The organism is Cryobacterium sp. PH31-O1 (assembly GCF_030063455.1).
In the GTDB taxonomy this organism is placed as follows: domain Bacteria; phylum Actinomycetota; class Actinomycetes; order Actinomycetales; family Microbacteriaceae; genus Cryobacterium.
Genome location: NZ_JASITB010000005.1, coordinates 125,931 through 146,856 on the forward strand (window position 1 = coordinate 125,931; position 20,926 = coordinate 146,856).

The window sequence follows — 20,926 nt, forward strand, 5'->3', positions numbered from 1 at the left end:
CGGCCGCCGCCAAGCGCGGGTCAGAGTTCGACCCGTTTAGTGCTGTGGTGCTTATTACTGGAGGAGCTGAAGAACGCCCGAGTTGCTCTGGTTCGCCTGCGCGAGCATGGCGGTACCGGCCTGCGACAGGATGTTCGCACGGGTGTACTTGACCATCTCTTCAGCCATGTCGGTGTCGCGAATACGCGAACCGGCAGCGGTGAGGTTCTCCTTGGAGACGGCCAGGTTCTTGATGACACTCTCGAACCGGTTCTGCTGCGCACCGAGGTCGGCGCGCGCGCTCGAGATGGCTTCGATCTTGTCCGTCAGAGAGATGATTGCTGCTGCGGCGCCGGTTGCAGAAGTGAAGTTCAAGCTTGAAGTTCCAACTACTGCTGCCGTCGCAGTTCCGGCTGCCGAGCCTGTACCGGACCCAGCAGCGGTAACGGTTCCACCTGTCGTCGACTCAACGACGAGGTCGGCACCCACGACACTGGCCTTCAAGGTGGACGAGAACTCAGCGTCGTCGTTCAAGGCTGCGGCAAACTGCGCAACGCTCGAAAAGTCCCCCGCAGTGAAAGCCGAGGACGTAACAGTCGTGGACGAGTTGTCAGCGTTCGCAACCGTGAAGGTCTGCACGCCCGCTACGGCCGCTGCAGATGCAACGACGAACGAGGTGCGAGCCGGCGTATCCGCCAAGGAAGTCGCGATGCTGGCTACGTCAGCAAGATCGACGATGATGCTGTCGCCGCTGTTCGCGCCGATCTGAAAGCTCATCGAACCGCCCTTGAGCAGATCCGTGCCGTTGAAGTTCGTACTCGAGCCGATTCGCGTCAGTTCCTTGGTCAGAGCAGTCGCTTCAGTAGTGATTGCATCGCGCGATTCGACACTGTTCGAGTCGTTACCGGCCTGAACGGCGAGGTCGCGCATGCGCTGCAGGATTGAGGTGGCCTCGTTGAGCGAACCTTCAGCGGTCTGGATGACGCTGATGGCGTCCTGAGCGTTGCGGCTGGCGACCGTGAGACCGCCGACCTGCGACTTCAAGCCTTCCGAAATTGCCAGGCCTGCTGCGTCATCCGCTGCGCGGTTGATGCGAAGACCACTGGAAAGCTTCTCCAGCGACTTGGACAGGTCGTTCTGCGTTGTAGCCAGGTTGCGGTACGCGTTGTTCGCCGCAATGTTTGTGTTTACCTGCATGCCCATGATGAATCCTCCGTGATTGGGTCAAAGTACGCCGGCCCATCCATGGGCCAGCATCATGAGCTATCGACCAAATCCGCAGCAGGGTTAGAAAACTGTGAGCACAGATTCGACGGCGACGGAACGCCGGTGCTACGCGGCGGGGCGGAGGAGTTGCAGCACGTCGGAGTTCGCCTGCGTTGCCTGGGCCGACACGGCCGTGATGGGTTGGGCGAGAATGCTCAACCGGGTGAGGTGCACCATCTGCTCGGCCATGGCGTTATTGCTAAGGCGCGACGCGGCGGCGAGGGTATTCTCGGCCGAGACCGCCCGGGTCTTGCCCTCGAAATTGACGCTGTCAGCCGTGACGGCCGGCTCGGTCGAAGCCAAACCACTCGAGATGGCCACCGTTGGCTGGGCGAGGCCCGTCTGCGCGGCGGCAAGCTCGCGGTACGCGTTTGACGCTGAGGTATTGGTGTTGATCTGCATGTTCATGATGGCTTCTTCCGTGAGGGGTTCGAACCTAGCCCATCCGTGGGCCGGCCTGAAGGGTGCTGCTGAGTCAGGAGGCCGCGCGAGCCGTGTCGAGGCGCAGGTGTTCGTGAACGGTGCGAGTCATTCCCACCGTTGCGAGGTCAGCCAGCCGCGCGAGGTAAGCGCTGCGGCGAGCCGGAGCAATGCGAGACTCCGGCTGGTAGGTGACCGCGGTCTCGGCTTCATCGGCGTAGTGCGTGCTGAGTCCGTCGCGCAGCAGGCGAATCGCCTCGGCACGCATTTGCGACACAGCGGAGTGCGTGGTGCCGAGCTCGGCGGCGATGTCTTTGACCGGCCGGTCGTCGAAATAGATCTGCTCGACAATGGCCCGCATCTTCTCGGGCAGGGCCGCAATGGCCGCCCGCAGGTAGACCAGGCGCTCCGCGGAGAGCAGTGATTCCTCGGGCATTGCGGTGTCGGCCACGAGAAACTCGGCCGTCGTGTCGTCGAGAGCCGAGAGGGTGCGAGCAGCGTCAGCCAGGCCGGCCGCAGCGGTGTCGCGGTCGACGCCGAGGGCGTTGGCGATCTCATTCACGTTCGGGGTGCGCCCGAGAGCGGCCGCGAGGGTGTCCTGCACGGCCAGGGTTTCTTTGATGCGGCGGCGGGCGGAGCGGGTGGCCCAGTCGCTCGAGCGCATCTCATCGGCAAAAGCGCCGATGATGCGGCGACGGGCGAAGGCACCGAAGGGAACCCCGAGAGCGGAGTTGTAGGCATCCGCTGAGGTGATGAGGGCTACCGCGCCGGCCGACGCGAGATCATCGCGCGAGAGATGACGAGCCTTGGCCCAGACCTCCGAAACGAGGTAGCCAACGAGCGGCAGGTTCTCAACGACGAGGGCGTTGCGATCAGTGCGATTCACGTGCGGCCCCCGAGCCTCTCATGCCAATTTTCGAATGTGCGCGGAAGGGCTGATGCGCCTCCCGCGGGAGGCCCCAATGCCTGCGAAATCAAAGCTACCCGCAGTAGAGGGTAAATGGGTAGCGCTACAAGGCCCATTTACTACATTGCCGTGTCCTCTCTTTAGAGGACACGATTCGCGAAATGCGCGAAAAATCGGGCTACTTTGCCTAACGGCGCTGATTTCACGGCCGATAGTGCCAACGAATGAACCAGAGCACACGCACCCGTGTGCCTGAGAGCGTGAGCGAATTGTGGGCTGGAGGAGTCATGGGCGCCAATGAATTGTCTGCGTTGCTGTGGCGAGAACGTGAACTTCTTGAGCTACTCGTCTTCAAACTTGAAGAAGAACAGCTGCTACTGCAGGGTGGCAAGTCCCGATGGCTGCAACACGCCACCCGTGAGGTCGAACAGGTTCTGGGCCACGTGCGTGAGGCTGGCCTGGCTCGTTCCGTAGAAGTTGCCGCGCTGGCGACCGAGTGGGCAACCGCCGAAGACGCCACGCTGCGCGAACTTGCCGCGAATGCTCCCGAGGGGCCCTGGGGCGAAATCTTCACCGCGCACCTCAAAGCCATGAGCGACCTCACCACCCAGATCAAAGAACTACGCGACTCCAACGAACGGTTCATTCGCACCGCGGCTCGCTCCACCCAAGAGACGATGACCACCGTGAGCGCCAATCCGAAGACCTACGACTCGAGTGGAATAACCGACGCCCCGGTGACAGCCGCTCGCATTTTCGACCGCAACCTCTAAATTTTGATCAACCAGCGCGAAGAACGGAGAACACGGTGAGCACATTTGGTGGTCTGAACACCGCGTACACCGGCCTCGTTGCCGCACGCCAAGGCCTCAACGTGGTCGGCCAGAACATTGCCAACGCCAACACGGATGGCTACACCCGGCAACGCATAACGACCTCCGCCCTCGGCGCCACGGCCCCGACCGGAATCTTCACCCAGGGTGCCCGGGTCGGCGAAGGTGTTGCCATGGACGGCATCGCTCGCCTCGCGAGCGCCCAACTCGACGCCCGCGTTCGGGCCACCGCCTCCACCGCCGGCTATACGGCCGTGCGCGCCAACGCGCTCGCCTCGGTGGAGGACTCGTTCAATGAACCCGGCGAGAACGGCATCTCGGCCAAACTCGACAAATTCTGGGCCGGCTGGCAGGCAGTAGCCAATGGCACCGACACTGCCGCGCCGGCCGCCCTGCTCCTCGGCACGGCCGGCGAACTGCTCACGCAGATCTCGGAGGGCTACCAGGCCGTCTCCGATGAGTGGTCGTCGGTGCGCAGCGACCTGAACAACATGGTCTCCGAACTCAACGGCGCGGCCACCCAGGTCGCCGCGCTCAACGTGCAGATTCGTCAAAGCCTCGCTACCGGCGGCACGGCCAACGAGCTGCTCGACCAGCGCAGCACCCTCACAACCACCATCGCGGCCCTGACCGGCGCAACCGTCACCGAACAGGCCGACGGCACTGTAAACGTGCTTGTCGGCGGCAACCCCCTCGTCTCGGGTGGCACGTCGCACCAGGTGAGCGTCGAGGGTTCGCGGGTGATGCAAGACAATCAGCCCGTGACACTGGTCTGGGCCGACACCGGCCGCACCCCCGTCACGATGGACAGCGGCGAGATGGGCGGCGCGCTGTCACTTCTCGCCCCAGCCAATGGTGGCTCCGGCGGCGCACTGGCCGAAGTAGCCGCCTCCTACAACTCCTTCGCGAGCGATCTGGCCACCAAGGTCAACGCCATCTATGCCACGGGCGCGACGGAATCGAGTGGCGGCGCAAACGTCTTCTTCACCATCTCCGACCTCGCACCGGCCGCGCAGGGTCTTAGTATCGTGCCGCAGACATCCGCTGAGGTGATTGTTCGTGCCCAGGATGCCGGTGCCTATGACGGTTCGATAGCGGATGCCATCGCCCAGCTCGGCGCCGGATTCGCCGTTGATGCCAATGGCGCGATCGTCTCGCCGAGCACCGTCTGGTCAGACCTGGTCACCAAGACCGGCGTACTTACGCAAACCGAACTGCAATCGGCGGCGCTGGCCAGCTCGACCGCGTCGGGGGCGGCCAATCAACAGCTGGCAAACTCCTCGGTAGACCTCGACGAAGAGAACGTGAACTTGCTCATGTTTCAACATGCCTACCAGGGTGCGGCCCGCATGATGACGGCCGTTGACGAAATGCTCGACACCCTGATCAACCGCACCGGATTGGTAGGGAGGTAACCCATGGTCGACCGGGTGACTACCCAGACCCAGATGCGTGCGGCCCAGCGCAATCTGCAAGAGAATATGACGCACCTCGCGCGATTGCAGGAGCAGGCGAGCACGCTCAAAACTATCAATCGTTCATCGGACGACCCGACCGCCGCCGCCGCCGCCATGTCGGTGCGCGCCGAGATGCGTGCCGTCGATCAGTACACCTCCAACGCCGACAACGGCAACGACTGGCTGACCACGATTGAATCGTCTCTCAATTCGGTCTCCGCGATCATGAACCGGGTGCGGGACCTCACCGTGCAGGGCGCTAACTCCGGCGCGCTATCGGCGACGGCAAAGGAAGCCATCGCCGTTGAGATCGAGGGCCTTAAAACCGACCTCGCGACTCAGGCCAATACGAAGTTTCTGGGCCGCAGCGTCTTTGCCGGCAACTCGGATGCGCCCACGGCGTTTACCGCGAGCGACACCGATCCGGTGACCTATAGCTTCACCGGTGGTGAGGGCAGCGTTGAGCGACGCATTAGCGCCACCAGCACCGTGCGGGTCGACGCTGACGGCGGTACCATTTTCGGAACGGGCAGCCAGTCTGTGTTCTCGCTTCTCGACACCATCGTTGACGACCTGCGATCAACGGCGAACCCCAGTGTGGGCGCACACCTTGAGGGTCTCGATCAACGGATGGCTATCATGACCGGTCAACGCAGTGAAATGGGTGCCCGTCAGGTGCAAATGGAACGCGCGCAGTCGACGCTGGCCGAAAAGGCCGGCACCCTCGACGCCCAACGTTCCGGCATCGAGGACGCCGACCTGGGCCAGATCATCATCGATTTGAAACTGCAGGAAGTGACCTATCAGGCCGCGCTCGCTGTGACCGCCCGTGTACTTCAACCAACCCTGATGGATTTTCTCTCATGACCGCTACCCTCACCAGTCCCACCCTCAGCTTCGTCTCTCCCCCGCCCGGGTTGGCACCGCTCACCGACTTCGTACTCAACGAAATCGCTGGAGCGGCCGGTTTGTACTCCCTACAGGCATCCGCTCAGCCCTCGACTCGCCTGTTCGTGCTCGACGCGGCCATTTTTCTGCCGAATTACACCCCGGCAATCTCGAACGAACAGTCGATCGCACTCTCCCTCACTACACCAGACGACGCCCTCGTTCTCGTGGTCGTCAACCCCGGCGAGAGCACCACGACGGTGAACCTCATGGCTCCCATCGTGGTGAACGCCCGCACGGGTGCCTGCGCTCAGCTCATCCTGGATGACCAGGACTGGCCGCTGCACGCCGAACTCGGCACCATCGACAACTGATTTCTGCGGCGTTCCGGCTCGAACAAGCGCCCCGACCCGTAACCGAACTCACCGAAACCATAATTAGTTACTAAACTCGGGGCAATTATCCCGGATTAAATGTGAGCGAGTCTCGTTTATTTGTTCGATTTATGAGATAATTATGGTATGGCGATCAGCGACGATCCACCTCCGAATCCCGAGCTTCCGAATCCCGAGTCTCCGAATCCCGAGTCTCCGAATCCCAAATCTCCGAGGGCGACGGGCAACACCGATCGCACCGCTATCGACCGCACCGCTATCGACCGCACCGCCACCGACCGCACCGCAATCGACGCCTCGGCGGAGAATGCCGCCGACGCTCTCGCGGTGGCGAATGCCGCTTCCGACGCCCGTGTTGCCGTGTGCGCTGCCGAGCGGGCGGAGTGGGTGGCCGAGATGGCAGCGGCGGGGATCGTGCCGGGCAAGCCTCCGCCCACCCACCGCTCGGCCAGGAGCAAGACCATCTCTGGCGTGCAGGCTCTCGACTATATTGTCGCGGCCTCCCTGCAAGACTGGAAAGCGCGCCCGGTCGACGTGGAGCAGGTGCGGCTGCTCGACGTCGTGCGGGAGTGTGACCTCGCCATCAACCGGGCCCACGCCGAGCGGGCAGCCGCAGTCGACAACCTCGCCCGGCGGGTGGCCAGTACCGCCGAGACCGGGCGACCTTTGCCCCGGGCCATGCTCACCCAAGAAGCACAGGCTGCCGGGGAACAGGGCCTGCCGGTGCAGCGCTGGTCAGAGAAGCAAGCCGCCGAGGAGGGCCTCGTCGCCGAACTCGCGTGCCTCCTCCGCGTGCACGAAAACACCGCCCGCAACCTGCTCTGCGTGAGCAAGAAATTGCAGCACGACCTGCCCGCCACCCGCGCCAAGCTCGCAAACGGGTCGATCAGCTACCGGCACGTGGAGGTCATCGTCGACAACGCGCTGTCGCTACCCAACGAAGCTTGGTGCGCCTTCGAAACTGAAGTTCTGGCCGGGGTCGACAACCTCACGGTGGGGCAGTTGAAGAAGCGCGCAATCACCGTGCGGGAACTTTCCCACCCCGAGTCCATCGTGAAACGACACCAGAAGGCGCTCAGCCAGCGCCGCTTTTCGGTGATGCCCGCCAGAGACGGCATGGCCTGCCTCGAACTCACCCTCACCCAAGAAGACGCCGCCGCGATCACCGACCGCGTCGACACCCTCGCTCGCAGCCTGCACAACGCCGCCGCGTTGGAGCCCCTCGATACCCGCACCCTCGGCCAGCAACGCCTCGATGTCGCCGTCGACCTTCTGTTGACCGGAGTAACCGAAACCGGGCTCGGCGCCGGGGTGCAGGGCCTGGTGAACGTGACCGTGCCGGTGCTAACCCTGATGGGTCTCAGCGAGGAGCCCGGCACCCTCGACGGGTTCGGCCCGATCGACGCCGAAACCGCCCGCCGGGTCGCCGCCACGGCGAAGAGCTTCACCCGCATTCTGATCCACCCCGAGACCAGCGCAGTGCTCAGCGTCGGCACAACCCGCTACAAAGTCCCCGCCGACCTGAAGAAGTGGCTGGAGATCCGCGACGGAACCTGCCGATTCCCCGGCTGTACCCGGGCGGCCAGGCACAGCGAAATCGACCACACCCACGACTGGCGCTACAACGGCGAAACCCGCTGGGACAACCTCGCCCACCTCTGCAAACGCGGCCACCGACTCAAAACAGAGTCGGGCTGGACCGCCGAACAAGGCATCGACGGCATCCTGCACTGGACCAGCCCCGCCGGCAAACATTACGCCACCCACCCCGCCACCCGCCTCGGCCCCCACTCCGCTGCCATGGCAGACGAACGCGGCCAGACCGCTTCGCAGCGGCCGGTCGACATCTGGGCTGCCCTCACCGACCGAGACGATTCCGAACCCGACCGCGCCGACCCGACGCAAATCGGCGACAGCCCCCCGTTCTGAGACCAACACCGCTTAACTGCCCATTCACGGGAGCGCCCTCGCAGCTGCACCCGGTATTCGGCAGGTCAGCATCCCTCTGTCAGTGCGACTCCGCCTCTATCAGCGCGGCCTCGAACGCCACCCACGGCAGCATGGCGCACTTCACCCTCGCGGGGTAGCGTGAGACTCCCCCGAAGGCGGCGGCGTCGCCCAGAATCTCTTCGTCGGGCTCGATCTTGCCGCGGGAACGCAGCATCTCCCGAAAATTATCGAGCAGGGCCCGGGCTTCGGTCGTGTTGAGGCCGCGCAGGGTGTCGGTGAGAATCGAAGCGGATGCCTGCGAGATCGAGCACCCCTCGCCGGTCCAGACCAGTTCGGTGACGGTTTCGTCGTCAGAACCCAGCGAAACCCGCAGGGTGACCTCGTCGCCGCAGGTGGTGTTGATCTGGTGCGATTCGGCCACGCGCAGGCCGCTCGCGGCGCCGAGTTCGACGGCCTCGGCCAGCGGAGTGAGTTCGCCCGCTCCGTGCCTGGCCTTGGAGTGCTCGAGAATGATGGTCTGGTATAGCTGCTGCAGGTCGCTCATCGGTTGGCTCCCGTACTGACGCCGAAGAACGGTGCGACCTCGGCGAGGGTAGCCAGGAACAGGTCGACCTCGTCGGTCGTGTTGTAGAGATAGGTGCTCGCCCGGGTGGAGGCGGTCACGCCGAGCCGGCGATGTAGCGGTTGGGCGCAGTGGTGACCGACCCGCACCGCGATGCCGGCGTCGTCAAGAAACTGGCCAACGTCGTGCGCGTGCACTCCGGCGACGTCGACGGCGGCCAACCCCAGCCGATCTGCACCAGCGCCGGGGCCAAGCAGGCGCACGCCGGGAATTTCGGCCAGGCCGGCAACTAAGCGCTGGCCGAGCTGGGCCTCCCAGACCGCGACCCGATCCATGCCGGTCTCGCTCAGGTAGTCAACGGCCGCGGCCAGCGCGATGGCCTGCGAGATGCGCTGAGTGCCAGCTTCGAAGCGCTGCGGCGGTGCGAGAAACTCGGCGTGCGCCATGTCAACGGTCGTGATCATCGATCCGCCGGTGAGAAAGGGCGGCATGTCGGCGAGCAGATCGGCCTTGCCGTAGAGCGCACCGATGCCCGTCGGACCGAGCATCTTATGGCCGGAGAAGACGGCGAAGTCCACGTCGAGCGCCTTCACGTCGACCGGCAGGTGCGGCACGGTCTGGCAGGCGTCCAGCACGACCAACGCCCCGAACTTACGGGCCAGGGCCACGAGTTCGGCGACCGGGTTGATGGTGCCGGTCACGTTCGAGCCGTGCGTGAAGGCGAGCAGCCTCGTGTGGGAGCCCACAACATCCGCTGCCGCGAGCAGGTCGAGAGTGCCGTCGTCGAGCACGGGAATGAAGCGCAGGGTGGCACCGGTGCGCAGCGCGAGCTGCTGCCAGGGAATGAGATTGGCGTGGTGTTCCATCTCGGTCACCACGATCTCGTCGCCAGCGCCGAGACTGAACCGGCGAGCGGACGGGCCGCCGAGGCCGAGCGAAGCGTTGGAGAAGCTGTAGGCCAGCAGGTTGATCGCCTCGGTGGCGTTGGAAGTCCAGACGATCTCGTCGGTCTGGGCACCGATGAAGGCGGCGACCTTTTCGCGGGCCTCTTCGAACACCTCGGTCGCTTCGACAGCGAGGGTGTGAGCACCGCGGTGCACGGCGGCGTTGCGCTGCTCGTAGTATTCCTGCTCGGCTTCCATCACGCTGATCGGGTTCTGCGAGGTCGCGCCCGAGTCGAGATAGGTGAGTGGATGCCCGTTCACCATTTGGTGCAGCACCGGAAAGTCGTTGCGAATACGTTCAACGTCGACATTGGTCAGCGGGGCCAGTTCAGGGTGCTGGGCGCGGGGCGCTGGCGAAGTTGCGGACGATGGTGCTAAAGACGTCATACCCCAAGGATATTCCCTCACCCCAAGCCCGGGCGCCGCGCAGCGGAGTATGACGACGCGGGGCCTACGTAGCCAGTGTGCCGCAGCGAGAGTCACGAAGCGAGTGTCAGACGGCGGTGGAAAACCGAGCCGGAGCGTGTGAGGCTTAAGAGGTGACCAAGACTGCCGAACACACCGAGCTCCGCGAGGCCGTGTCACTGGACCGACCGTGGGTGACCCTGGTCTGGGACGACCCGGTCAACCTCATGTCCTACGTCGCCTACGTCTTTCGCAGCTACTTCGGGGTCACCCCAAAGCAGGCCGAACGACTCATGCTGCAGGTGCACAACAACGGTCGGGCCGTCGTGGCCACCGGCAACCGCGAATCGATGGAACGCCACGTGGAAGCCATGCACGGCTACGGCCTGATGGCTACCCTGGCCAAGGCCGACGAATGAGCGAGCATCGCTTCACCCGGCTTGAGTCCGGTGCCCTGCTCGCCCGGTTCGCACCCGTAGAGGCCGACCTGCTGCGCCTCGCCACCAGCCAGCTCGTGGACATGCTCGCTGCCGGGGCGGAGAATCCACAGCTCGCCGCGAGCGACGGCGTGTTCGGCCGTCTATTACCCGATGCCTACCGCGACGATGACGAAGCTGCGGCCGAGTTTCGCCGCTTCACGGCGACCGGCCTGCTCGAACGCAAGGCACAGAACGCCCAGATCCTGCTGGGCTCGCTCGGAGACGCAGCGGATTCCGGCTCTGACACCAACGCGAACCGCAGGCCGGTCACGATCAGTCTCGACGACGGTGCAGTGCAGGCCTGGCTGCGCAGCCTCACCGACCTGCGCCTGACCCTCGCCGAGCGGTTGCAGATCTCCCCCGACGGTGTCGTGCAGCTCGATGGCGACGACACCCCGTTTCTGCGCGAACTCTACGAATGGCTCGGCATGCTCCAGGAAGAACTCGTCTACACGATCGACGTGTGACAGCGGCACCGCGGCACTCACTGCAATCGGCGTAAGATCTGCCCGAAATCGAGACGTTCTTCTGACACCCTCGGGTGAGGTAGCCTGCTGTGTGAAACCGACTACCTGAAACCCACGACCTCAAATCCACCACCGTGCGCCCATGGTCGCTCGCACGGCCCGACCCGGCCTCACTCTCAACCAGCGCAGCCTTCCCCGGAACTCGACGGAGCCCCATGGACCTCAGTACGCTCACCCGCATCATCCCGGCTCGGCAGCGCAGCGACCTCGACGCACTCGGGCCGACGGTCGTGCCCCTGGCCGGTGGATCCGAGTTGTTCGCCGACCCGCGCGCCCACCTCACGGGCCTCGTTGATCTGCAGTCCTTCGGGTGGCCGGCGCTGACCTTCAGTGACGAAGTCGGCGAGGGCCTCGAGATTGCCGCGACCTGCACTCTCGCCGAACTCTCCCGGCTGCCGATGCAGGCCGGGTGGGCGGCGCATCCGCTGTTCTATCAGTGCTGCACCGCGCTATTCGGCTCGTTCAAGGTGTGGAATGTCGCGACGGTCGGCGGCAACCTGGCCACCTCGCTTCCGGCCGGGCCCATGATCACCCTCGCCGTCGCACTCGACGCCGAGTTGCTGGTCTGGCGCGGTGACGGCAGCGACGACGTCGTGCCGGCCCGATCGTTCGTCACCGGCAATATGAGCAATGTGCTCGCGCCGGGCGACGTGTTGCGCTCTATTCGAGTGCCACTGAGGTCGCTGCAGGCCACCACGGCGTTCCGCAAGATCGCCCTGTCACCACTCGGTCGTTCGGGCGCGGTGCTGGCCGGGCGGCTTAACGTTGATTCTCATGGCCCTGACGGCCCCTTCGTACTCACGGTCACGGCCGCGACTTTGCGACCGGTGCAGCTGCGCTACCCGCGGGTGCCCGCCGCCGCCGAGCTCGCCCGCGATATAGCAGCGATCGACTGCTGGTTCACGGATGCCCACGGCGCGACCGACTGGCGACGAGCGATGGGGCTGTTGCTCGGCGAAGAGATACGCGCCGAACTTGCCGCGACCGCCGTTGGACCTCACTCATGACCCTGGAGCAGGCCGCGATGCTCGATACCGTCACCTTTGAGGTCAACGGTTCCCCGATCGAGGCGACGCCGACACCCGGCCAGTGCCTGCGCACCCTGCTGCGCGAGCACGAGCATTTCGAGGTGAAGAAGGGCTGCGACACCGGCGATTGCGGCGCCTGCACGGTGCAGGTCGACGGCACGCCCGTGCACTCCTGCATCTACCCGGCGTTTCGGGCCGACGGAAAGCAGATCACGACCGCAGCCGGCCTCGGCGAGCCGGGCGCCCTCTCCCCGGTACAGCAGCGTTTCGTCGACGCCGCCGGCTTTCAGTGCGGCTTCTGCACGCCCGGCATGGTCGTCACCGCCGCGGCGATCGAAGCGGATGCCGCCCGCACCGTCGACGAGTTACCCCGCTTACTCAAGGGCAACCTCTGCCGCTGCACCGGCTACCGCGCCATCACCGACGCCATTAACGGCCAGCACACCCCGCCGGAAGGCTCCTGCCATGTCGCGCCGGAACGCGAACACGAACACGCCGAGGCCTCCACGCTCGGGCCGGTGCGTGCGACCGGCCGCGCGGGCAAGGCCTCGGGCGCAGTCGGCACCTCCCCCGGGGCACTCAACGGGGAGCGCGTGGTCAGCGGGCTCGAGCCTTACACCCTCGACGTGGCCATTCCCGGGCTGCTCCACCTCGCAATACTCGGGAGTCCGCACGCGCACGCACGCATCCGCTCTCTCGATGCCAGCAGAGCGGCCGCGTTGCCGGGCGTGCACCGCGTGCTCACCCACGCCGACTCCCCCGGCACCCTGTACTCGACGGCGCGACACGAGAGCCGGTTCGACGATCCAGACGACACCCTGATCTTTGACCAAACCCTGCGCTTTCGCGGGCAGCGGGTCGCGGCGGTCGTCGCCAACTCGGTGGCGATCGCCGAGGCGGCCTGTCGCCTGATCGACGTCGAGTATGAGCTCATCACCGCCGTCTTCGACCCGCGCCTGGCCCTCGAACCCGGCGCCCCGCTCGTGCACGGCGACAAAGACCCGGTCGTGTCGCGCCTGGCCGACCCCAATCGCAACCTCGTCGCCGAGCTGCACGGCGAGTACGGCTCCGTCGAGGCAGGCCTGGCCGAGGCGACGACCGTCATCTCCGGCCGCTGGCAGACCCAGCGCATCTCGCACACCCATTTGGAAACCCATGCCACGATCGGCTGGCTCGATGGTGATCGCCTGGTGCTGCGCACGAGCTCGCAGGTTCCCTTTCTGGTGCAAAAGGAGATCTGCCGTCTGTTCAGCCTCGACCCGGCCGGGGTGCGCGTGTTCACCGCCCGGGTCGGCGGCGGCTTCGGCGGCAAGCAGGAGCTGCTCACCGAAGACCTCGTCACCCTAGCCGTGCTCGAAACCGGCCGGCCGGTGCAGTACGAATTCACCCGCACCGACGAGCTCACCATCGCCCCGGTGCGCCACCCGATGAGCATCGACGTGACCCTCGGCGCCACCGCTGACGGGCGCCTCACCGCACTGAAACTCGGAGTGCTCGCCGACACCGGCGCCTACGGCAACCACGCGCCCGGCGTCATGTTCCACGGCACGAGTGAATCCGTCGCACTCTACAATGTTCCCAACAAGGCAGTGGATGCCCAGAGCGTCTACACAAACAACCCACCGTCCGGCGCCTTCCGCGGCTACGGCCTGGGCCAGATCATCTTCGCGATCGAGAGCGCCCTCGACGAACTCGCCCGCGAACTCCACCTGGACCCGTTCGAACTACGCCGGTTGAACTCGGTGCGCCCCGGCGACGCCCTCGTCGTGACGCACGAGGAAGGGCCAGACCTCGTCTTTGGCAGCTACGGCCTCGACCAATGCCTCGACCTCGCCGAAGCGGCCCTCAAGCGCGGCAATCGGGTTCCGGTTCCGGCCGGAACGCAGTGGCGGGTCGGCACCGGCATGGCGTCGTCGATGATCGCGACCACGCCGCCGCGGGGCCACCGCTCGCAGGCATCCGTTGCGCTGATGCCTGGCGGCCGCTACCTGGTGCGGGTCGGCACCACCGAGTTCGGCAACGGCACCACGACCGTGCACGCCCAGATCGCCGCGACGGCGCTGAATACCACCCTGGACCGCATCGACCTGCTGCACTCCGACACGGATGCCGCCGGCTACGACACCGGCGCGTTCGGCTCGGCCGGCGTCGTTGTGGCCGGCAAGGCCGTGCTCGCCGCGGCGACCGCGCTGGCCGAGTCCCTCGTCGAAGCCGCTGCGTCGTGCAGCGGGGCCGATGATGTGACCTGGCAGCTCGCACGCGACGCACTGCGCTCGGCCGACACGAGCCTCTCGCTCGACGAGCTCGCCCAATGGGCCGGGGCCAACGGCGTCGACCTCACCGCCACCCGCCGCGAAGACGGAGCGCTGCGCTCGCTCGCCTTCAACGTGCACGCGTTCCGGGTGGCCGTGAACACCGACACCGGCGAGGTGCGCATACTGCAGAGCATTCAGGCCGCGGATGCCGGCTTCGTAGTGAACCCGGAACAGTGCCGCGGCCAGATCGAGGGCGGGGTCGCCCAGGCCCTCGGCACCGCCCTGTTCGAGGAGGTCGTGCTCGACGGCGCCGGCACCGTAACGACCAGGGTGCTGCGCAACTACCACGTGCCCCAGCTCGCGGACCTGCCGGTCACCGAGGTGTATTTTGCGCAGAGTCACGACGTGCTCGGGCCGTTCGGCGCCAAGTCGATGAGCGAATCCACCTACAACCCGGTCGCGCCGGCGCTGGCCAACGCCGTGCGCGACGCCATCGGCATCCGCCCGACCGAGCTGCCCATGTCGCGAGATAGAATCTGGCGCCTGCTGCACGGCTGAGCGGATGCCCGCGGGCGGTTTGCGCAGACCGGCTCGCGGTGCCAGCATGGCTGACTCCCCTGCACGCGGCTAAATACGGCGGCGGGACGGCCCAGTTCCAAGCGCGGCGGCGGGTCAGTCCCCCGGCACGGCCGAGTTCACAGGCGGGAGACGGTAATCTCCGCTGTTGTGCACAGAACCATTTCGCCCGCGGTCTTTCGCGGCCACATTTTTCATATTTCCGGCGCACCAACGGTCGCCGAGGCCCGCGAACACCTCGTGTCGGTACCCGACGGCGCCCTCGTAACCGGTGTCGACGGCACGATCGCCTGGGTCGGCCCCTTCGCCGAGCTGCCGGCGGCCTTCGCCGGGCTGCCGGTGACCCGAACCGGGTTCATCATTCCGGGCTTCGTCGACACCCACATTCATTTTCCACAGACCTACACAACGGATGCCTATGGCGGCGGCCAGCTGCTCGAATGGCTCGACGAGTGCGTGTTTCCGGCGGAGTCCCGGCTGGAAAACCCGGAATTCGCCCGCCGGGTGGCGCGCGATTTCACGCGGCGGCGGGTATCCGTTGGAACGACCAGCGCCCTCGTGTTCGGGTCGGCCTTCGCTCCCGCGCAGGACGCCCTGTTCGAAGAATCCCGAGCGGCCGGCCTGCGGCTGGTGAGCGGGCGCGGCATCCAGACTGTCGGCACCGACTCCGCCCGGGCCCTAATCACGAGCGAGCAGGCCGCTCTTGAACTCACGGCGGCTGAGATCGACCGGTGGCACGCCACCGACACCGGCGACGCCCGTACCGCACTGCTGCAGGTCGCGATCGTGCCGCGATTCAGCCTCTCGGTGACGCCGACGACCCTGGCCGGGCTCGGCGAGCTTTACGACTCGGTGCGCGGCCGCGGCGTGTACTTTCACAGCCACCTGAATGAGAACGACCGGCCGGGCACCGGGGAGATCGACGCCGTGCGCTCGGTGTACGGCACCGAAAAATACCTCGACACCTACGACGGATGCTTCCTGCCGGGCTCGGCCCGCGGTGGCTCGTCGCTGCTCGGGCCGCGCAGTATCCTCGCCCACGCCGTGCACTGCCAGAACAGCGAGCTCGCCCGCCTCGCTGAGACCGGCACCTCGATCGCGCATTGCCCCACCTCGCAGGCGTTCCTCGGCTCCGGCACCATGCCGTGGCGCCGCACGACCGCGTTCGGCGTGAACGTCGCCATCGGAACGGATGTCGGCGGCGGCGACGAATGGCTGGTCGCGCGGGTGCTCAACGATTGCTACAAGGCCCACCTGTCGGAGCCGGGCGATGCCGGCGTGGCCCTCGACCCGGCCGCTCTGCTGTTCACCGGAACGCTCGCGGGGGCGCGTGCCCTCGACATGGAGGAACGGTTTGGCAACTTCGACCTCGGCAAGGACGCGGATCTCCTGCTCATAGACCCGGAACGCTGGGAACCGCTCGCCCTCGTGCTAAATAACGCCGTGCGCGCCGACGACGCCGCGTTGGCCGCCGAACAGACCCTGTTCGCGCTGCTGCTGGCCCTGCGCGAGCCCGCTATCACCGGCGTCTACGTGCGCGGCCGCCGGGTGAGCGTCGAGTAGTCGGTCCGCTGACGCATCCGCTCACCGAACCGTGCGCACGAAGCGTGCGCGAGGTCACTGCCCGGGAACCCTACGATGGCAGACATGCAGATGCCGCAGCCTGAGATACCTCCCACCGAGAGCGCAGAGCCCGCCGGCACCGCGCGAATCGCCGGACTCGTGCTCGCCGCTGGTGCGGGCACCCGCTATGGCCTGCCGAAGGCACTCGTGCGCGATAGCGCCGGCCGCTCCTGGCTGCGGAACGCCGTCGACGTGCTCACCGCGAGCGGATGCTCCCCCGTCATCGTCGTGCTCGGCGCCCGCGGGGCCGAGGCTGCCGCGCTGCTCGAAGCCGGCGAGAACGGGCCATCGGCATCCGTTCTGGTCGTGCAGGCCGCCGACTGGGCCGACGGGCTCTCCGCATCCCTGCGCGCCGGGCTGCGCTGCGCCCTCGCCCAGCCCGGGGTCGAAACCATCGCGATCATCCCGGTCGACGTGCCTGACCTGAACGCGGCCACGGTGTCACGCGTGATCGGAGCACGGGTGATCGGCACACGCATGATCGGCGCGATCACGGCAAGCACCCTGCGGCAGGCCCGATTTGCGGGCAAGCCGGGGCATCCCGTTGTCATCGGCCGGGCGCACTGGGCAGCGCTCATCGAGACGGCGGCGGGTGACACCGGTGCCGGTGCGTATCTGCGCGCGCACGAGGTCGAGGCGGTTGAATGCGGCGACCTGAGTAGCGGGCGAGATGTGGACACTGCTCCAGCCCGCTGACGGCGACCCTGCCGGCGTCGCCGCAGAACCCGCAATTGTTTGCACCGCGCCCTGCTCGCGGAACTGCCCCCTCACCGATCGCCCGGACTAACCCCCGGCCGGCACCCGGGTCAGAGCAGCGTAGGCCCGCTCAGCCCCAGACTGGGTAGCCAGCGACAGCGCGAGCGCGTCGAGGCGGGCGCGCGGATTGCCGGCCAGGCGTAGCATCCGCTCGCAAGCGTCACGCAGGTCGGCAACCGTGGCGGTATTGGGCGGCAGCGAGGTGCCGAAACCAACCGCGTCGAGGGCGGCGGCGCCGGCGAACTGGTCGGTCGAGAACGGCAGCACGACGAGGGGAACCCCGGCCGTCATGGCCTCGGTCACCGAATTGTTGCCGCCGTGGGTCACGGCGAGTGCGGCTGCCTGCAGCAGTCGCACCTGCGGCAGGAACGCACGTACGAGCCAGGAGGCGGGAATGGGTCCAAGCTCTGCGGGGTCGGTCGCGCCGACGGCGATGGCGACCCGCACCGGCAGGGCGGCCAGTGCCGCGCAGACGCGCGCGAGCACGTCACCGCGCACCGAGAGAAAACTCCCGAAACTGACGTAGACAACGGGCAGCGAATCGGCCGCAAGCCAGGCTTCGACCTCGGAGTCGACGGTCTCGGACCGCACGGCAGAGCCCAGGAACACGTGCGGCGGCAGCTGGCTCGTGCGCGCCGGCGCGTGTAATTCGCTCGGATAATTGAGCATCAGCACGTCGCCCGATTCTTGGAAGGCGTCAACGCTCAACCGCGCTGCCGGATCCAGCTCGCGCAGGGCGTCGTTCCACTGGGCGGTGAAGGTGTCACGCACAGCCTCGCATTGCAGCTCCAGCAGGGCCAGCTCCGAAGCCTCGGGCGAGAACACCTCGGGCCAGGTCGGCGGGTATCCGTAGACCTCGGTACCCACGGGCAGGGCCGACGGATGCCCGAGCACGACGTCAGCGTGCGCGACCCCGGCGCTGAGCAACCCCAGCCGGGCGCTAAAGGCCAGATGGTCGACGATCACCTGGTCTGGCTGCACCCGGGCGACGATGCGCTGCACTTCGCGGGCGATCTCGACCGGGTTGTAGAGCAGGTCGCTGCTGCGCGCCTCGGCCTGAAAACGCAGGGTGTCGACCATGCCGCGGCGGGTGGCGTCGAAGAAGCCGCGCAGGGCGTCGTCTTCGCCGACGGGCTGCGCTTCGACCCGGATCGTGCCGGGGTTCGAACCACGTCCCAATTGCAGGTTCTCCCGTTCAAACCCGAACGACGTCACGATGCCCGCCGTGGCCGGTCCGCTCGCAACCACGACGCGTTCACCGGCCAGCGCCCAGGCTGTGCCGAGGGTGGCAAGTGGGTACAAGTGTGAGGCGTAGTCCGGGCTGATGATCAGCAGGGTCACGAGACGCTCAGTTCCCAGGCGGCCGGCTCGAACGCCACGGCAACGTCACGGTAGACGCCGGCAAGGGTGGTGGCCATCGCCTCGATCGTGAAGTTCTCCACGACCATGCTTCGGGCCCGCGCAGCGTTGGCACCGCCGTGAACTCCGCCCGCCACCGTGAGTGCGTCGGTGATGGAACGAACCAGGGCGTCACCGTCACCGGTGTTGACCAGAAAGCCGGTAACGCCGTGCTCGACGTAGGTGGCCGGTCCGCCGCCGTCGGGGGCGACGACCATGAGCCCGGTCGCCATCGCCTCGAGCAGGGCGATGCCGAACTCCTCTTTCATGCTCGCACAGACATAGACCCCGAACGGTGCCGCGAGGCCGGGTCGGCCGTAGCGGGCCGCGGCGAGCCAGCGGGTGACGGTGTCGTTGGCGCGGTGTCCGGCCAGCAGCAGGCCGCGGGCGGCAGCCTCGCCGAGGTCGCCGCTCGCCATCGACCGAGCCATACCCTGCAATTCTTTATCCTCGTCGAACGACGGATGCTCCAGGTCACCACCCACAATCAGCAGATTACAGCGGGCCTGCAGGAACGAGTCGGTGTTCCACGCCTCGACCAGAGCGGCCATGCCCTTGACCCGGTGCAGTCGTCCGACGCTGATCAGCAGCGGCAGGCCGCGTCGCTCGGCCGGGAGAGTACGAAGCAGACCGTCAAGCTGGTCGAAGGCCACAGCGGCAGGTTCGGCTGCGGACCGGGTGTGGGCGGCGCGGGAGACCAGCAGGCCTCCGCCGGTCAAGCCGAGCGAGCCGAGGGCATCCGTTCGGGAGCGGTCGATCACCGTGAGGTCGATACCCTCGGGAATGACGGAGTGCCGTTCCGGGTGCGCGTCAATATCAATGCCGGTCAGCCGTTCGATGTCCTGCTGAAGGCGCGGGCGCGGAAACAGCACGGTGTGCGCGGCATCAGCGGCAAGCCGCTGCACCAGGCGGGCGCGAAACCAGAAGTGTTCGTTTGCATCGACGGTGCCAAAATTGGCGCGGGTGAGCACGCCGTTCGACTCGAGCGAGTCGATCACGCCGTGCGGGTCGGGTGCCACGGTGAACACCACGGGAATGTCGAGGTCACGGGCGACGGTGGCTGCGGCGAGGCTGCCGACGTCGGCCATGCGCAGGTGAATGGCATCGACCGCACCGGCCGACCGGAGGATACGCCGGATGCCGCGTTCAGCCGCGACTCTAAGCGACCAGGCGTCAATCGATGGCACCGGGCCGCCAGCGAACGGCACCGCCGCGAAGGAGTGCCCCGGCAGGAACGATCCGACGTCGGCGAGACCGTTGAGGGCCGATTCTGGGGTTCCCCGCGAGATGGTGACCACGCGGCTCGCCCCGGCCGGTGCGGCCACGAGGGCGTCACCGAGTCGAACGAGCAGGGTTGCGATGCCGCCGTTATCCCCGGCACCCACCTGAGACAGCTCGCCATCGATATCGGCGTGCAGGAACAACTGGGCGATCGTGACGCCCTGGTTCCACGACTCTCGGGGGGCTGTCGTCGCGGTCAGGTCGAACAGGGCCAGGCGGGCGACAGCAGCGAGCACGCTCGTCTCGTCGCCGGATCCGACGCCGTTCTCGTCGTGCGCGGCGGCGGCATCCGCTTGCGAGAGGCGGCTCAGCAGCGAAACGACGGCGGCGCTCGCGGCACGGTCGCCGAGGGCGGCAATCGCGGCGACACGCGCCTGCGCGTTCTCGGCGGTGTCGACGGCCACGCGGCGCAGCAGGCGTTCAGGTACGCGCCCGGGAACGAGGCCGATGGTCTCGACCAGACGGGCGCGGGCGAATGCTTCACTGACGCCCAGCAGGGCGCCCTCGAGGAACAGTCCGACCTGGTCGGCGGCCGAGGAACCCCACTGTTCCAGGGTGCGCTGGGCGAGCATGCCGGTGAAACCGCCCTCACGCACGAGTGTGACTAGACCCGCAATCGCGTCGTAGCGGGGCAGGCGGGTGCCGAATGCCCAGGCTGCGTGCTCCCGCAGGAAGGCGGAGTCGTGGTGCAGCAGGGCCACAAGAACCTCGTCGGCGGAATCGTCGAAGACCTGGGCGAGGGCGTGCACCGCCGCGATGGCGGTGAGTTGGTCACTCGGGTCGGTTGCCGCCTGAGCCAGGAGTCGCACGGCCCGAACTCCTCCATCGCGAGCAGCCGCGACCGTGAGGTCGTCGGCCCGCCGGATACCGTCGAGGATGCTGGCGGCCCCGCGCTGATCGTCAAGGGCGGTGTGGGTGGCCACGGGCGTCTCCTCCCCGCGAGAGATTCCGCGGATCGAACGCAACGATCGGGCTCGTCGCGAGTGAACAAGGTTAA

The 20,926-nt window shown here is 66.7% G+C and carries 18 protein-coding genes; 11 read left to right on the forward strand and 7 right to left on the reverse strand.

Going from position 1 to position 20,926, the window contains the following annotated elements:
• Window positions 1-54 precede the first annotated feature (54 nt).
• The 3 genes from QMK31_RS11790 to QMK31_RS11800 all read right to left on the reverse strand — a co-directional run bounded on the left by QMK31_RS11790 (window position 55) and on the right by QMK31_RS11800 (window position 2,551).
• Window positions 55-1,182 (reverse strand): flagellin N-terminal helical domain-containing protein, encoded by a 1,128-nt coding sequence (locus QMK31_RS11790; RefSeq protein ID WP_283501140.1) that lies wholly within the window; start codon window positions 1,180-1,182, stop codon window positions 55-57.
• Between the two features lie 129 nt (window positions 1,183-1,311).
• Window positions 1,312-1,653 carry a hypothetical protein gene (locus tag QMK31_RS11795; protein ID WP_283501141.1) on the reverse strand — a complete coding sequence of 114 codons (342 nt, stop codon included), beginning with the start codon at window positions 1,651-1,653 and terminating at the stop codon, window positions 1,312-1,314.
• A gap of 67 nt (window positions 1,654-1,720) precedes the next feature.
• Entirely contained in the window at window positions 1,721-2,551 is an 831-nt protein-coding gene (locus QMK31_RS11800) for a sigma-70 family RNA polymerase sigma factor (RefSeq protein ID WP_283501142.1), read from the reverse strand.
• Between the two features lie 245 nt (window positions 2,552-2,796).
• On the opposite strand from QMK31_RS11800, the gene QMK31_RS11805 reads away from it, so the two are divergent.
• From QMK31_RS11805 to QMK31_RS11825, 5 genes are all read left to right on the forward strand, one after another.
• Entirely contained in the window at window positions 2,797-3,345 is a 549-nt protein-coding gene (locus QMK31_RS11805) for a flagellar protein FlgN (protein WP_349361565.1), read from the forward strand.
• A 35-nt stretch (window positions 3,346-3,380) separates the two neighbouring features.
• Window positions 3,381-4,820, forward strand: a complete 1,440-nt coding sequence (flgK, locus tag QMK31_RS11810) for a flagellar hook-associated protein FlgK (protein ID WP_283501143.1) — start codon at window positions 3,381-3,383, stop codon at window positions 4,818-4,820.
• A 15-nt stretch (window positions 4,821-4,835) separates the two neighbouring features.
• The gene (flgL, locus tag QMK31_RS11815; protein WP_349361566.1) at window positions 4,836-5,729 is read left to right on the forward strand and encodes a flagellar hook-associated protein FlgL; all 894 of its coding nucleotides are present in this window, start codon (window positions 4,836-4,838) and stop codon (window positions 5,727-5,729) included.
• The gene (locus QMK31_RS11820) at window positions 5,726-6,124 is read left to right on the forward strand and encodes a flagellar assembly protein FliW (RefSeq protein ID WP_283501145.1); all 399 of its coding nucleotides are present in this window, start codon (window positions 5,726-5,728) and stop codon (window positions 6,122-6,124) included. Before flgL ends, QMK31_RS11820 begins: the two co-directional genes overlap by 4 nt.
• A gap of 147 nt (window positions 6,125-6,271) precedes the next feature.
• Window positions 6,272-8,074, forward strand: a complete 1,803-nt coding sequence (locus QMK31_RS11825) for an HNH endonuclease signature motif containing protein (protein ID WP_283501146.1) — start codon at window positions 6,272-6,274, stop codon at window positions 8,072-8,074.
• Window positions 8,075-8,153: 79 nt separating this feature from the next.
• On the opposite strand, the gene sufU is transcribed toward QMK31_RS11825, so the two are convergent.
• Window positions 8,154-8,639, reverse strand: coding sequence for a Fe-S cluster assembly sulfur transfer protein SufU (gene sufU, locus QMK31_RS11830; protein ID WP_283501147.1), 486 nt, complete (start codon window positions 8,637-8,639; stop codon window positions 8,154-8,156).
• Window positions 8,636-9,988, reverse strand: a complete 1,353-nt coding sequence (locus QMK31_RS11835; protein WP_283501148.1) for an aminotransferase class V-fold PLP-dependent enzyme — start codon at window positions 9,986-9,988, stop codon at window positions 8,636-8,638. Before QMK31_RS11835 ends, sufU begins: the two co-directional genes overlap by 4 nt.
• Before the next feature lie 152 nt (window positions 9,989-10,140).
• On the opposite strand from QMK31_RS11835, the gene clpS reads away from it, so the two are divergent.
• The 6 genes from clpS to QMK31_RS11865 all read left to right on the forward strand — a co-directional run bounded on the left by clpS (window position 10,141) and on the right by QMK31_RS11865 (window position 17,190).
• A complete protein-coding gene (gene clpS / locus QMK31_RS11840) occupies window positions 10,141-10,425 on the forward strand; it encodes an ATP-dependent Clp protease adapter ClpS (RefSeq protein WP_283501149.1) in 285 nt (94 codons plus the stop codon).
• Window positions 10,422-10,952 carry a DUF2017 family protein gene (locus QMK31_RS11845; protein ID WP_283501150.1) on the forward strand — a complete coding sequence of 177 codons (531 nt, stop codon included), beginning with the start codon at window positions 10,422-10,424 and terminating at the stop codon, window positions 10,950-10,952. Before clpS ends, QMK31_RS11845 begins: the two co-directional genes overlap by 4 nt.
• Before the next feature lie 215 nt (window positions 10,953-11,167).
• Window positions 11,168-12,019, forward strand: a complete 852-nt coding sequence (locus QMK31_RS11850; protein WP_283501151.1) for an FAD binding domain-containing protein — start codon at window positions 11,168-11,170, stop codon at window positions 12,017-12,019.
• Window positions 12,016-14,853, forward strand: coding sequence for a molybdopterin-dependent oxidoreductase (locus QMK31_RS11855; protein ID WP_283501152.1), 2,838 nt, complete (start codon window positions 12,016-12,018; stop codon window positions 14,851-14,853). Before QMK31_RS11850 ends, QMK31_RS11855 begins: the two co-directional genes overlap by 4 nt.
• 168 nt (window positions 14,854-15,021) lie before the next feature.
• Window positions 15,022-16,434 carry an amidohydrolase family protein gene (locus tag QMK31_RS11860; RefSeq protein WP_283501153.1) on the forward strand — a complete coding sequence of 471 codons (1,413 nt, stop codon included), beginning with the start codon at window positions 15,022-15,024 and terminating at the stop codon, window positions 16,432-16,434.
• An 84-nt stretch (window positions 16,435-16,518) separates the two neighbouring features.
• Window positions 16,519-17,190: a nucleotidyltransferase family protein gene (locus QMK31_RS11865; protein WP_283501154.1), complete on the forward strand. Its 672-nt coding sequence runs from the start codon at window positions 16,519-16,521 to the stop codon at window positions 17,188-17,190.
• An 87-nt stretch (window positions 17,191-17,277) separates the two neighbouring features.
• Here the strand turns inward: QMK31_RS11865 and QMK31_RS11870 are convergent, their stop codons facing one another.
• A complete protein-coding gene (locus QMK31_RS11870; protein WP_283501155.1) occupies window positions 17,278-18,591 on the reverse strand; it encodes a nucleotide disphospho-sugar-binding domain-containing protein in 1,314 nt (437 codons plus the stop codon).
• Window positions 18,588-20,852: a glycosyltransferase gene (locus tag QMK31_RS11875; protein ID WP_283501156.1), complete on the reverse strand. Its 2,265-nt coding sequence runs from the start codon at window positions 20,850-20,852 to the stop codon at window positions 18,588-18,590. The genes QMK31_RS11870 and QMK31_RS11875 overlap by 4 nt, the downstream gene beginning before the upstream one ends.
• Window positions 20,853-20,926 lie beyond the last annotated feature (74 nt).

Excerpts from the sequence above, each read along its gene's own strand:
- QMK31_RS11790 (WP_283501140.1), bottom strand. The coding sequence starts at position 1,182 with ATGGGCATGCAGGTAAACACAAACATTGCGGCGAACAACGCGTACCGC.
- QMK31_RS11795 (WP_283501141.1), bottom strand. The coding sequence starts at position 1,653 with ATGAACATGCAGATCAACACCAATACCTCAGCGTCAAACGCGTACCGC.
- QMK31_RS11805 (WP_349361565.1), top strand. The coding sequence starts at position 2,797 with ATGAACCAGAGCACACGCACCCGTGTGCCTGAGAGCGTGAGCGAATTG.
- QMK31_RS11820 (WP_283501145.1), top strand. The coding sequence starts at position 5,726 with ATGACCGCTACCCTCACCAGTCCCACCCTCAGCTTCGTCTCTCCCCCG.
- QMK31_RS11825 (WP_283501146.1), top strand. The coding sequence starts at position 6,272 with ATGGCGATCAGCGACGATCCACCTCCGAATCCCGAGCTTCCGAATCCC.
- sufU (WP_283501147.1), bottom strand. The coding sequence starts at position 8,639 with ATGAGCGACCTGCAGCAGCTATACCAGACCATCATTCTCGAGCACTCC.
- QMK31_RS11835 (WP_283501148.1), bottom strand. The coding sequence starts at position 9,988 with ATGACGTCTTTAGCACCATCGTCCGCAACTTCGCCAGCGCCCCGCGCC.
- QMK31_RS11845 (WP_283501150.1), top strand. The coding sequence starts at position 10,422 with ATGAGCGAGCATCGCTTCACCCGGCTTGAGTCCGGTGCCCTGCTCGCC.
- QMK31_RS11850 (WP_283501151.1), top strand. The coding sequence starts at position 11,168 with ATGGACCTCAGTACGCTCACCCGCATCATCCCGGCTCGGCAGCGCAGC.
- QMK31_RS11855 (WP_283501152.1), top strand. The coding sequence starts at position 12,016 with ATGACCCTGGAGCAGGCCGCGATGCTCGATACCGTCACCTTTGAGGTC.
- QMK31_RS11865 (WP_283501154.1), top strand. The coding sequence starts at position 16,519 with ATGCAGATGCCGCAGCCTGAGATACCTCCCACCGAGAGCGCAGAGCCC.